Annotated in this window: 13 protein-coding genes; 4 read left to right on the top strand and 9 right to left on the bottom strand. The window is 55.5% G+C overall.

Going from position 1 to position 12,843, the window contains the following annotated elements; all coding sequences use genetic code 11:
- Positions 1–447 (top strand): GNAT family N-acetyltransferase, encoded by a 447-nt coding sequence (locus ABLU73_RS08470; protein ID WP_032455593.1) that lies wholly within the window; start codon positions 1–3, stop codon positions 445–447.
- Positions 448–495: 48 nt separating this feature from the next.
- On the opposite strand, the gene pepD is transcribed toward ABLU73_RS08470, so the two are convergent.
- Positions 496–1,953: a cytosol nonspecific dipeptidase gene (pepD, locus tag ABLU73_RS08465; protein WP_004204643.1), complete on the bottom strand. Its 1,458-nt coding sequence runs from the start codon at positions 1,951–1,953 to the stop codon at positions 496–498.
- 257 nt (positions 1,954–2,210) lie between these two features.
- On the opposite strand from pepD, the gene gpt reads away from it, so the two are divergent.
- From gpt to crl, 3 genes are all read left to right on the top strand, one after another.
- A complete protein-coding gene (gene gpt / locus ABLU73_RS08460) occupies positions 2,211–2,669 on the top strand; it encodes a xanthine phosphoribosyltransferase (RefSeq protein WP_002889733.1) in 459 nt (152 codons plus the stop codon).
- A gap of 105 nt (positions 2,670–2,774) precedes the next feature.
- A complete protein-coding gene (gene frsA, locus ABLU73_RS08455; RefSeq protein WP_004204644.1) occupies positions 2,775–4,019 on the top strand; it encodes an esterase FrsA in 1,245 nt (414 codons plus the stop codon).
- Between the two features lie 57 nt (positions 4,020–4,076).
- Positions 4,077–4,475 (top strand): sigma factor-binding protein Crl, encoded by a 399-nt coding sequence (gene crl, locus ABLU73_RS08450; protein WP_002889793.1) that lies wholly within the window; start codon positions 4,077–4,079, stop codon positions 4,473–4,475.
- Between the two features lie 82 nt (positions 4,476–4,557).
- Here crl and ABLU73_RS08445 read toward each other — a convergent pair whose 3' ends face one another.
- Genes ABLU73_RS08445 through ABLU73_RS08410 form a run of 8 tightly spaced genes read right to left on the bottom strand, consistent with a single transcriptional unit; the run spans position 4,558 to position 12,839 of the window.
- Positions 4,558–5,079, bottom strand: coding sequence for a serine acetyltransferase (locus ABLU73_RS08445; RefSeq protein WP_080935963.1), 522 nt, complete (start codon positions 5,077–5,079; stop codon positions 4,558–4,560).
- A gap of 11 nt (positions 5,080–5,090) precedes the next feature.
- Positions 5,091–6,506, bottom strand: a complete 1,416-nt coding sequence (locus tag ABLU73_RS08440; RefSeq protein WP_264924765.1) for a DUF4832 domain-containing protein — start codon at positions 6,504–6,506, stop codon at positions 5,091–5,093.
- A 7-nt stretch (positions 6,507–6,513) separates the two neighbouring features.
- The gene (locus tag ABLU73_RS08435) at positions 6,514–6,927 is read right to left on the bottom strand and encodes a hypothetical protein (RefSeq protein ID WP_023319795.1); all 414 of its coding nucleotides are present in this window, start codon (positions 6,925–6,927) and stop codon (positions 6,514–6,516) included.
- 11 nt (positions 6,928–6,938) lie between these two features.
- Positions 6,939–8,039 (bottom strand): glycosyltransferase family 4 protein, encoded by a 1,101-nt coding sequence (locus ABLU73_RS08430; RefSeq protein WP_043521483.1) that lies wholly within the window; start codon positions 8,037–8,039, stop codon positions 6,939–6,941.
- Positions 8,036–9,250: a glycosyltransferase family 4 protein gene (locus ABLU73_RS08425; RefSeq protein ID WP_048294205.1), complete on the bottom strand. Its 1,215-nt coding sequence runs from the start codon at positions 9,248–9,250 to the stop codon at positions 8,036–8,038. The genes ABLU73_RS08430 and ABLU73_RS08425 overlap by 4 nt, the downstream gene beginning before the upstream one ends.
- The gene (locus tag ABLU73_RS08420; protein ID WP_048294206.1) at positions 9,231–10,256 is read right to left on the bottom strand and encodes a glycosyltransferase; all 1,026 of its coding nucleotides are present in this window, start codon (positions 10,254–10,256) and stop codon (positions 9,231–9,233) included. The genes ABLU73_RS08425 and ABLU73_RS08420 overlap by 20 nt, the downstream gene beginning before the upstream one ends.
- Positions 10,249–11,631: a capsular biosynthesis protein gene (locus ABLU73_RS08415; RefSeq protein ID WP_264924764.1), complete on the bottom strand. Its 1,383-nt coding sequence runs from the start codon at positions 11,629–11,631 to the stop codon at positions 10,249–10,251. Before ABLU73_RS08415 ends, ABLU73_RS08420 begins: the two co-directional genes overlap by 8 nt.
- Positions 11,622–12,839, bottom strand: coding sequence for a hypothetical protein (locus tag ABLU73_RS08410; RefSeq protein ID WP_004204652.1), 1,218 nt, complete (start codon positions 12,837–12,839; stop codon positions 11,622–11,624). Before ABLU73_RS08410 ends, ABLU73_RS08415 begins: the two co-directional genes overlap by 10 nt.
- Positions 12,840–12,843 lie beyond the last annotated feature (4 nt).

Raw genomic sequence — 12,843 nt, 5'->3', positions numbered from 1 at the left:
ATGCACATTCGCCCTTACCACGACAGCGATTTACCACTGCTCTGCCAGATCTTTCTGCGCGCGGTGCGGGAAACGGCCAGCCGGGATTATACCCCGGCGCAGATTGCGGCCTGGGCGCAGGTGGATGAGACGCGCTGGCGGCAAAAGCTGGCTGATTCAATCGGGCTGGTGGCGGAAGTAGAGCATCAACTGGTTGGCTTTATCACCGTCATCGGGACGCATATCGATTTGCTCTTCGTCTCGCCGGATCATGGCCGGCAGGGTATCGGCGGCGCGCTTATCGAGGCGCTCTGCGCTCAGTATCCTGCGCAAATCCTGACGGTGGACGCCAGCATTACCGCAAAGCCCTGTTTTACGGCTCATGGTTTTAAGGTGGTGGCTGAGCAGCGGGTGGCGGCGCGCGGAGAGTGGTTTATTAACTACCGGATGGAAAGCGCGGGTCGCTAAGGTGAGGCGGATGAAAAACCGGCGGCGGACTGCCGCCGGTGGTAGTGCTTATTTAGCCGGAATGGCTTTCAGCAGCTCGGTCAGCAGCGTCCAGTACTGGCCGACGCTTTCGATATGTACCTGTTCATCCGGAGAGTGCGGACCGGTAATGGTCGGCCCGATGGAGACCATGTCCATTTCCGGATACGGTTTTTTGAACAGGCCGCATTCCAGACCGGCGTGGATGATCTGGATGTTCGGCGTCTTGTTGAACAGACGCTGATAGGTCTCGCGCACCAGGTGCATCACTGGCGAATTGGCGTCCGGCTGCCAGCCCGGGTAAGCGCCTTTGGCTTCGGTTTTCGCCCCCGCCAGTTTACCCAGAGAATCCAGCATGCTGACCACGTAGTCTTTGCCGCTGTCGATCAGCGAGCGGATCAGGCAGTGGATCTGTACGTTGTCATCGGTCATGGTGACGACGCCGACGTTCAGCGAAGTTTCCACTACGCCTTTCGCCACGTCAGAGTTGCGGATAACCCCGTTCGGCGTGGCGTTCAGCAGACGGATGAAAGTGTCGCGGGAAGCCTGAGTCAGCGCCGCTTTGTCGTTATCGACCGCTTCCACGAGCACCACCAGGTTCTTCTCTTTGGCCTCCAGCTCGTTTTTCAGCAGCGCCTGGTAAGTATTCACCAGCGCTTTCAGCGCATCGGCTTTATCCGCGGCGACGGCGACAGTAGCGTAAGCTTCACGCGGGATGGCGTTGCGCAACGTGCCGCCGTTGAAATCGACCAGACGCAGATCCAGCTCATCGGCGTGGCCGGCGAGGAAGCGCGACAGCAGCTTGTTGGCGTTACCCAGACCAAGGTGAATATCACCGCCGGAGTGGCCGCCTTTCAGCCCTTTTAAGGTGACTTTAAAGCTCTGGAACCCGGCCGGAATCGCTTCGCGGGTCAGCGCCAGGTTAGAGGTGAAATCGATCCCGCCGGCGCAACCCATGTAGATTTCGCCTTCTTCTTCGGAGTCGGTGTTGATCAGGATATCGGCCTGCAGCCAGTTGGCCTGCAGACCGAAGGCACCGTCCATGCCGGCTTCTTCGGTCATGGTCAGCAGCACTTCCAGCGGGCCGTGAGCGACGCTGTCGTCGGCCAGTACCGCCAGCGCGGACGCCATCCCGATACCGTTGTCCGCGCCCAGCGTGGTGCCGCGCGCTTTCACCCATTCGCCGTCAATGTACGGCTGAATCGGATCTTTGGCGAAGTCGTGGACGGTGTCGTTATTTTTCTGCGGCACCATATCGAGGTGCGCCTGCAGCGCTACCGGCTTACGGTTTTCCATACCGGCAGTCGCGCCTTTACGAATCAGAATGTTGCCAACCTGGTCGCGTTCCGCGTGTAAGCCTTTTTCTTTTGCCCAACCCATAATGTGCTCGGCGAGCTGTTCTTCGTGATAGGACGGGTGCGGGATGGAGCAAATCTTGGCAAAAATATCCCAAAGCGGCTGCGGGGATAGTTGAGACAGTTCAGACACGGTAAGTCTCCTTACAGACTCCTGCATACAGCGGTTGCAGGACGAGGGTTAGCGTTAAAATACACAACAAGCCCGGGCTTGCGCGATGGGGTTGAGAATACCACTTTCCACCGCCGCAGGTAGTGTAAACAACGCAAAAAGCGTTGCGCAAACCGCTTAACACTGGTTTTTAGTGCGTCAGATCTCTATAATCTCGCGCAACCATTTTCCCCCTCGAACATTATTTAAGCCGTATTACACAGGCTGGGACACTTCACATGAGCGAAAAATACGTCGTCACCTGGGACATGTTGCAGATTCACGCCCGCAAACTGGCCAGCCGTCTGCTGCCGGTTGAGCAATGGAAAGGCATTATTGCCGTTAGCCGCGGTGGACTGGTACCGGGAGCGTTACTGGCGCGTGAACTGGGCATTCGTCATGTTGATACCGTATGCATCTCCAGCTACGACCATGATAACCAGCGCGAGCTGAAAGTGCTGAAACGTGCGGAAGGCGATGGCGAAGGCTTTATCGTTATCGACGATCTGGTGGATACCGGCGGGACCGCTGTGGCGATCCGCGAAATGTATCCCAAAGCGCACTTTGTCACCATTTTCGCCAAACCGGCAGGCCGTCCGCTGGTGGATGATTACGTGGTTGATATTCCGCAGGATACCTGGATTGAACAGCCGTGGGATATGGGCGTGGTGTTTGTACCGCCTATCGCAGGTCGTTAATTCTTCAGGACAGTGCTATTTACCACGCCCGGCTTGCCGGGCGTGGTTTTTTTTATCCTTTAGCAGGTTACAATATCCGTAGTGGCACTACGACGGAGACTGCACATGTCACAGGCTAACCTTAGCGAAACGCTGTTTAAACCTCGCTTCAAACATCCCGAAACCTCTACGCTGGTGCGCCGGTTTTCTGCCGGAAAACCCCAGGCGATGCAGTCAGCGCTGAGCGGCAATCACGTCGATCACTGGTACCGTCTGATCAATCGCTTAATGTGGATCTGGCGCGGCGTAACCCCGCAGGAGATCCTCGATGTCCAAGCGCGCATTGTGATGAGCGAGGCCGAACGAACCGATCCCGAGCTGTTCGATACCGTTATCGGCTATCGCGGCGGCAACTGGATTTTTGAGTGGGCGAAAGAAGCCATGCAGTGGCAGCAAAAGGCCGGGCAGGAAGCCGATCCTTTGCTGAGCGGCCGCCACTGGCTGCATGCTTCGAACCTGTACAGCATTGCCGCTTATCCGCATATCAAAGGCGATGAGCTGGCGGAACAGGCGCAGGCTTTAGCCAACCGGGCGTATGAAGAGGCCGCCCAGCGACTGCCTGGCGCCCTGCGCGAGCTGGAGTTTACTATCCCTGGCGGCTCGCCGATAACCGGCTTTTTGCATATGCCGAAAGGCGAGGGGCCGTTTCCGACGGTGCTGATGTGCGGGGGGCTGGACTCGCTGCAGACCGATTATTACAACCTGTATGAAAACTACTTCTCACCGCTCGGCATTGCCATGCTGACCATTGATATGCCCTCCATCGGCTTCTCATCAAAATGGACGCTGAATCAGGACACCAGCCTGCTGCATCAGCACGCGCTGCGCCATCTGGAAAATGTGCCGTGGATTGACCATACCCGGGTCGCCGCCTTCGGCTTCCGCTTTGGCGCCAATATCGCGGTGCGTCTCGGTTACCTGGAGCCGCAGCGGCTGAAGGCCGTAGCCTGTCTGGGGCCGGTGGTCCACGGTCTGCTGGTGGATCCCCTGCATCAGGGGCGCGTGCCGGAGATGTACCTCGACGTGCTGGCCTCGCGGCTGGGCATGCATGACGCATCCGATGAAGCGCTGCGCGTGGAGCTCAATCGCTATTCGCTCAAAACCCAGGGACTGCTGGGGCGCCGTTGCCCGACGCCGATGCTCTCCGGCTTCTGGAAGGATGATCCGTTCAGCCCTGAAGAGGAGTCGCGGTTAATCACCTCGTCATCTGCCGATGGCAAACTGCTGGAGATCCCGTTTAACCCGGTGTATCGCAATTTTGATCACGCATTGCGACAGATCGCCCGCTGGATCAATCATAGATTTGGTTAATTTATTGCTAAATTCTATTGGTTTGGTAAAACAGTTGCATCACTAAAGGAGATCGCAATGACGTTACCGAGTGGACACCTGAAAAGTAAGTTGATCAAGAAATTCACGGCGCTAGGGCCTTACATTCGCGAAGAGCAGTGCCATGACAACCGTTTCTTTTTCGATTGCCTGGCAGTTTGCGTCAATGTTAAGCCCGCGCCGGAGAAGCGTGAATTCTGGGGCTGGTGGATGGAAATGGAAGCACAAGAGTCACGTTTCACCTATAGCTACCAGTTTGGTCTGTTCAATAAAGAAGGGTCATGGCAGGCGGTCGACATTGACGACCCGGAAGTGAGCGACAGACTGGAAAAAACGCTGCGCGAATTTCACGAGCGCGCGGCAGCGCTGCTGACCACCTTTAATCTGAAGCTGGAACCGGCCGACGATTTCAGCGAGCCGGTTCGTCTGCGGGCGTAGGCTATACTCTGGTATCCGCTTCCTGTCCCGGGAAGCGGATGACTCCTCCGAACGTTACGTTGCTGTTACGGTTGACGTACCGTCATTCTTGCATTTTGCGATGAGATGACAACACCCTGAATGGCTGGCCGACCACTACCTGACCGGCGGCCAGATCTTTCGTCACCACGGTCCCCGCGCCAATTTTGACATTATCACCCAATGTTACCGGACCGATGACCACCACGTGGGCGCCGAATTCGACGTTATTGCCAATCACTGGGCTTGGTCCCTCGCGGCCTTCGCTATCCGTCAGGCTGCCAATGGTGGCTCCCTGACGCAGGATACAGTTTTCACCGATTACGGTACCTCGGTTGAGGACGATGCAGTGCGGGTGATACAGCTTCAGCCCATAGCCAATCCGCGTTTGCCAGGGTAGCTCGACGCAAAACAGGCATTCGTTAATCAGTTTATTGAGAATAACGAATGGAATGCCGAGAAGCTTGTAAAACGGATTTCGGCTGCGATACAGCGTCGCGAGGCGATAGAGTAGAATCGCGATTTTCGCCTTCATACTGCCGGTATGTTTGATCTCGCGGCGTACCTGACTGATGGCATTAGACATGAATTCTCCGTTTACTTAATGGAAAAGGTGGTCAGTTGATACCAGCCGTCGGCGGTTTTGCCTTGGTTGGCCAGCAGGAGCCGCGGCTTGCCCTGAGCATCGGTAATGGCTGTCTGCAGCGCGTAATCGCCGGCGGGCAGCGAGGTGGGTAGCGTCAGAGTGACAGTGCTTTGCATATCCCCCGGCAGCCAGCGGCGCACATCATCCTGCGTTTTTAACTGGGTAACCGTAGCGCCGGCAGCGTTGACCACGCGCCACTGTACCAGGTAGAGCAGATAGGCAGGGGCGACGCCATCATTACGCCAGGTGACATTGATCGTTAATGGATTACCTGCCTTAATCGGCGTCGCAAAGGCGAGCTTGTTGACCCGGAAACGGTAGCCGATTCGCAGCAAGGCTTTATCGACAATGTCGCGATATTCCGCCGGAATGGGTCGTGATTTCAGGTTCAAAGTGCTGGCGTGCTGCTGCAGCGCCCAGTCGAAGGTGGCCTGGACCTCTTCGCGAGTGTAGTGCTGCACGCTCTGCCATTCGCTCATGTAACCGCAGATCTCAAGGCTGACCGGCGCGCGTTTCCAGCTATCGACAAACCCCGGTGACTCAGCCTGGGCGGCGGCAAGGCGCTGTGGATAATCATCGCGCATATGGCTCCAGTCGCTGGAGAAGTTATGCCAGTCGCCCCAGCAGTCCGCCCGCCAGCCGGCGCCACGGCGGCTGGCCCATGCCAGCGAATCACCACCGCTAATCAGCATGACTTTCGGCGTTTTCGAGAAGCTATCGAAATGCATATCAACATAGCGATTGAGCTGATCCGGCGTGTATTTCTCCATTAACGGCGGAATATCGCTAAAGTTGGAATTGTGCCATTCGCCCCAGGATCCGACGATACCGATATCGATGAAGGCCAGCTCAGGATTGCCGTCGTAACGCTGACCAAGGGCTTTCAGCAGCCTCTGCGCATAGGTGATAAAAGTTGGATCGCTGAGATCCGGAACGAAGGTTTTGCCGTCGGCTACCCACTGGCCTTTGATCCCTTTGGCGATCAGCCAGTCGGGAATTTTCGATCCCGTTTGCGGATCGTCGAGCACCATCACCCTCAAACCAACGTTCATTGCTGGCTGATGGTTGGCGGCGACGCTAAAGGCGTTATCGATCAGATCGAAATTGTAGACCCCTTCCTGTGGCTCAAGCTCGCTCCAGTAGAAGCGATCGTACTCAAAACCGGTATCGGGGTACTCGGCTCGGGTCGGTTTTTCACCATAGCCATTATGAAAGCTGGCGACGCCGATGCCCGGATTGATCAACAGGCCATCGAAGGGGGGCGGCGTGATGACCATGGGTTGCGCACTCACGGACACTGTCGAAAAAGCGCTGATCAGTAGCAGAGTGCGAATCCAGGGAGCTCTACGCAGAGATGATATCGCCATACTCATTTCACTTTGTCATGTGGTCATGAAGACTAACAAACCACGTCCAGATACCGACGTGGAAATTCTTAAACACATCAATGCCTAATGCTGATTTCAGCATATAGAGCGCCAGCAGGATCGACAGCAGGCCAAACACCACGCCAAGCGTAATCAGCAGGGTCGCGAAGATGCGCCCGAACAGGGTGCTCTCGCGCGAGACTTTGCGCAGATCCCGACCAAAAAGAAACACCACGAAATAGCGGCGATGCAGGAACGGAAAGCTATGGCGAAAATCGATTCGATGGCGCGATGCCAGATTGGCGCGAACCAGCGCCTGTTCGATTCCGCGTTTTTGCTCCGCGGTTAATGAGGTTTCCACCTCCTCGTCAAGCGCAGCATAGAAGCGCTCAACCACCAGTTCAGATGTAGATTTCGGCACGAGTACCCTGCTTACGTTAAGCGCTGATAGACTTGCGCGGTTTGTGCCGCAATTTCCGGCCAGCGGTACTTCGGCATAAACTGGCTGTAGTCCGCTTTTTGTCCCGCCACCCAGTGTTGCAGTTTTTGCGTCAATGCCGGAACGCTGCCGACGGGGAAGTAGTCCGCTGGCGGCAGGCCTATTTCAAGGTTGGCCGGAATGTCGCTCACCACCACTGGCAGCGACCACGACATGGCTTCCAGCAATGCGATTGGCAATCCTTCATGATAAGAGGGCAGCACGAATAGCCCGGCCTGCGAGAACAGCGTATGCAGCGGCGCGCCGCTGATAAAGCCGGTGAGGATGACGTTTGGCGTCGCAGCAGCCTGCTTTTTCAGGCGTTCGCTATATTCATCGGCGTGGTCGGCATCGCCAATCAGTACCAGCGGTACCGAACACCCGGCGGCGGCATAGGCGGCAACGAGATCGTGCAGCCCTTTCTCTTCGACAAAACGGGCGACGGCAACAATATACTGGCCCGGTTTTAGACCGTACTTATCGAGGATCGCCGCCTGCCGTTTAGCAGGCGGCAGTTCGACCTGGCGCACGCCGTTGTAGATAACATGGGCGTTATGTCGGCCGTGCTTGTGCTTAATCAGATTATTGATAACTTCGGAAATAACGATCACTTCATTGGCGTATTTCACCGCCCATTTTTCGCCAAGGCGCAGCATCTCTTTGGCCATCCGGCCCCATTTCTGTCGATCGTAATCTGGACCATGATGGGTAAAAACGACGCGTTTTCCCAGAAAGCGAAGCAACGGCACCACCAGACCGGGGCCGACGGCGTGAACGTGCACCACGTTCGATCCATCAAATAAAGTACTGAACGCCGCCAGCGTAGAATGGATAATGGCCTCGAATTTACGGCTTTTCGGCGCCCACAGGCTTTTGAGTTTGACGCCCTGATATTCGCTGCGGCGGTAATTCACATACGGCGAGCGGGCAATCACGCAGATGTCCGTGCTGCCCTGGCGATAGATTTCCGGGTATAAGTTCTGGCAATGGGTTTCGACGCCCCCCTGTACATCAGGGATCCCGCGAGTGCCTAACACCGTTACTTTGATAGTCATTTTGTCTCCCCGACAAGTTGCTGATAAAGCGCCTGCAGCACCTGCATGTGGCGGGCGAGATCATATTTTTCTTCCAGCCGCTGGCGGGCGTTAATTCCCATTCTGCGAGCCAGCTCAGGGTCTGCAGCCAGTTTGTCCATTAGTTGTGCCAGCGCGTCGCTATTGCCGGGTTCAACCAGATAGCCGTCGACGCCGTCACGAATCTGTTCCGGAATGCCGCCAATATTGCCGCCGATCACCGGGCGACCAAAAGCCATGGCTTCGAGCACCGACATAGAGCAGTTTTCATAATATTCGGAGGGGACGACCACCGCGCGGGCCCCACGTATGAGGTTATTCAGCTCCTCACCGTGTTTCATGTAGCCGAGGAATTGTGGCCCACTGAAACGCGTGCGCAGATCTTTGCCCAATGGGCCGTCGCCGACAATCTTCAGCGGCATCGTCTCCTGCATTTTCTGCTGTGCCTGCGCCAGCGTCGGCACGCCTTTTTCCCGACTCAGGCGGCCAATATAGAGAAAATAGTCGCCCGCAGTTTCGCCGGGCACGGTGCTATTGGCATCAATACCGTTGACGATCACTTCAATGCGGGCGTCGGGCAGCTTACGCAGCAGAGTCTGGCGCATAAATTCGCTTGGGGCGATGATACAGTCGAGCATGGCGTAATTTTTGGCGAACTTCTGCCAGTAGGCTTCCAACGATAGCAGCAGACTTTTGAAAGTATCGCCCTGCTGGCAGCGGTGACGAAAAGCGTTGATCACCGACCCGGTAAGGCACTCTTCACAGACATGACCATCGCGCAGCATGGTGTACGAAGGACAGACGATTTTGTAATCGTGGGCGGTGAGTACCGTTTTGCAGCCAAAACGTTTCGCCACGCCGATAACGGCAGGCGTAAGCTGGTGATAGATATTATGAAAATGCACAATGTCCGGCCGCTCTCGCAGCAATAGGGTGTTGAGCTTTGCGCAGGCCTCGGCATTATAAATAAAGTCTACTCCGGCTTTGATTTTGCTCATCAGGCCGTGACTGTCGTGATAATCGACGTTATGGACGAAAAATTCCTCCCACGGCGACGGTTTATTTTCTGCGTGCTGCATACTGAAGTCGACCACCTGGTAGCCGGCTTGCAGCATCGCGTCGCGCTCCTGAAAATAAACGGTTTCCGCGCCGCCTTTGATAAAGAAGAATTTGTTAACGAAGAGAATTTTCATTTTCAGTATCAATATGCTGTGGATTCGAGACGGTCACCGCCGGGCGTTTCATCGGATCGCGCACTGAATTCATCACCCCGCGCAGCAGCCCCGCAGAAAATAGCGATAAGTTAATGGCGCTCTGCACGCCATCGCGCAGCGATTTATTTTTAATGGCCTTCAGGCCGATAAACGCCAGCAGCGGCAGCAAAGCAATGGCGATGACTATGCCGTTAAAGGTGAGCAGGCAGACCAGTAAAACCAGAAGATAGAGAGTGAAGATCAGTTCATTACGCACAATCCGCAGCGCTGCCGGGAAATGGGCTTTCCCCCAGCAGTTACGCAGCAATTCGCCCGGAGCCCACAGGAAACCGTTCTTCCAGCGGTAGGCCAGCATTTTGAAGGTCGGCATGGTGTAAGAGGCGTGGCTGAAGTAGGGCGCCGCCAGGCGATGCAGCTTGTAACCCGCCGCCTGCAAACGAATTCCCAGCTCCGCTTCTTCGTAGCCGTGCAGGTTGAGATTGGTCAGGTAGCCGATTTTCTCGATCGCTTCTCGGCGATACAGGCCGCCGCCGCCCAGATGGTCGGTATCGCCTTGCGGATAGATCAGATGCAGGCGCTGCTTGCGCGATTTGAACTCGTAGTTAGAGGCATCATCCATCTCGACGCTGCCGGCGACGCCCGCGTACTCGGGATGTGTCTCCAGAAATCCGACCGCGGTATCCAGAAAGCCCGGTTCCAGCTCCATATCGCCATCCAGCAGCAGCAGATAATCGCCTTCACTATACAGCCAGCCCAGTTGGTGGCCGATACCGCAGCAGCGGTCGGCGGCGTTATCCAGGCATACCACCATCGCGCCTTTCGCGATAGCCAGTTCGCGGGTGTTATCCGTTGATAAACTGTCGGCGACGATAATTTGATGCGGATACGGTTGCAGCTGTTTGCGCACGCTATCGATCGTTTTCTCGATGCCCTGCGCTTCGTTCAGAGTCTTGATGCTGACGGTAATGGATGGCGTTTTATTCATAGTGGGTACCGGAGTTAAGACGGACAGCGCGGTGGATGACAATCAGCGCCCCAAGGGATAACCATAATAAAAACTGTAGCATGGGAATGATCATCAGGATCTGGCTGTACGGCAGGCTGAGAAGGCAGCCAATGACGAAGACATAGAATGCCGGGGCTGAGCTAAGCAGCTGGAGATCCTCAAGCTTAAGATCGTGGCGCGAAAAGGTCTCTTTAGGCCGCATCGCGACCAGTATTGAGACGATGGTGCCAATGAACAGAATGATGCCGATAATCCCCACTTCCCACAGCAGCATGCTTAGGGCGGTGGAGTCGAGGATCAGGTGATACCAGACGCCGATATAGCCCGGCGAGACGGTGCTGCCGCTGTTGGTGGCGTTAAGGCCGTAACCAAACAGCATGCCGCCCGGGCCGAATAGTTCGTTATGCTGCAGCCAGAAGAAAAGGGTGGTGAACCGTCCCAGCTCGCCGCTTGGCATAATGTAGTTGGTATCGAAAATGTATCCTAGCGAATCGATAAACACCGACAGCGCGCTTTTCGTCGGGTCGCCGCCGAAGGCCGCTGAGTAGTTTGAGGCCAGCACGGTGATAGCGACAAAAATCAACAGCGCCATGCCGGCGGCGATGATCAATAGCGATCGCAGGCTGACTTTACTCACGCCGCTGACGTAGCCGGGCAGGATCCACAGCAGAGCCAGCAGGAACGGTGACAACAGGATGACGAATTTCACTTCGCCGACCACGCAAAGGAAGAACCCAAGTGCGATGTGAATCACCAGCGATTTTAATGAACAGATGCCGTGCTTAAATTCCGACACTTTCAGCAGCATGATTAACAGGCAGAACATGCCCATCGCTGCGGTGTTGCCACCGCCCATCGGATCACCGCCAAAAGTGCCGACCACCGAGTCCCACTTCTCATCTTCGCCGCGAAACGCCACTCGTTTAGGCACGACGAAAATCACCTGATAAATAGCGACCGGGATCTGCACGTAGTAAATCCAGTAGAAAAGCCGGGTCAAACGGTACAGCTGTGATTCGCTAAACATGCCCAGCAGCATGCAGAACATTAACAGCGATAGCGCCAGCTCGTTTTTAAAGCCGACGATGGCGGTCACGATCCCTGACTGCAGCACCGTTGAAACCAGTCCGAGAAGGATAAAGGTGAGATATAGCGCCAGAATCAGCTTTTCACGTCCAGTGAGGACCAGGGGGTGCTGTCGGCTCTGCATCAGGAGCAGTACCGCCATCACCAGTACCAGAAAAAATGGCAGCCACAGCACAGCCGAGATACCGGTGAAATACTGGACCGTACCGCAGAACACCAGCGTCAGCAGGGCATAGGCTTCAAGATAGCGGCCGGTGTTTAGCTGCATATTTTCTGCTCCTGTAAAGAAAGCGTTTTCGCCCGCTGATTCATTTTTAGCAAAATGAATAAGTACCGCGCGAAGGTCAGGAACGAGAACGTCAACAGGGCGATTTCATAAGTGACGCCAAAGTACGGCAAGGCGATAAAGGCGATGACGATAATGAGTAACTGCTCAATCTGAATGCGCAGGAAATAGCGGCGGGAACCAAAGATCAGTTCGATCACCGTGAGCGGGCTGACCGCCAGCGCAGCGAACAGATAAGGTAGCATGTAGCGCGAGGTGGGAATCGAATTCAGCCACTCCTCACTAAAGCCAAGGCGCATTACCAGCGGATAGAAAATCCAGATGCCAAGGATGCATACCGCGGCGGCGCCCAGCAGCAGCAGGCGAACCTTTTTATATTCCGGATAGTTAAAGGTGTGGTTGCGGAAATCCATCGACCATTTAGAGAAGATGGAGTTACGCACAGCGTTGCCGATAATCATCACCGGCGACAGGCAGAAACGGCTGACCACCGAAAAGTATCCGGCGACCAGCGGCGAGAACCAGACGTTAATCAGCATTGTCGGCAGATTATTACTGGCCATCGCCAGCACCTCGGCGCTGCCGACGCGGCTGATATGCTGCCAGTGCTCGCGTAAAAAACGCAGATTCACTGCAGGTGAAAAGTGGTGCAACGTTAAGCTGCGAAAGTTGAACAGGCGAACCAGGCAGGCGACCAGCAGCAGCAGGATCCCGACCATCCACGCCAGATAAAACAGCGTAGGGTTCGGCATCACCAGCAGCGCGATGGCGACCACCAGCGACACCGCAATGCGCTGGAAGGTGAGGAAAGGATAGTTGCCGCCGCGCAGGGAAAGGTTTTCCGCCACCAGAACCAGCGCATAGCCAAAGGTGAGCAAATAGAGAAAGGCGATATTGAGGTCAAAAATGAGCCCGGTAATCACCGCCCACGGGATCGCCATCAGCAAGCTTTGCAGCAGGCAAAATACCACGTTTTGCTCCAGTTCATGATCCTCCTGGCGAGGAATCAATAGCTGCGAAGCAAAGGTACAGACCTGTGCGCCGATCAGCACATTGCTATAGATCATCGCGTAATGACCGACTTCCGCCATTCCATAACGATGCGAGATAAGCCAGACCGAAAAGGCGCCAATCAGCTGCGAAAGCACTGATGAGCTGGCGATGGATGAAATACTCTTAATCAGATTCATAGGC

Source organism: Klebsiella sp. GG_Kp175 (assembly GCF_040062325.1).
In the GTDB taxonomy this organism is placed as follows: Bacteria; Pseudomonadota; Gammaproteobacteria; order Enterobacterales; family Enterobacteriaceae; genus Klebsiella; species Klebsiella quasipneumoniae.
The sequence above is the reverse complement of the archived record's forward strand: the minus strand, read 5'-3'. Positions and strand labels throughout refer to the sequence as shown.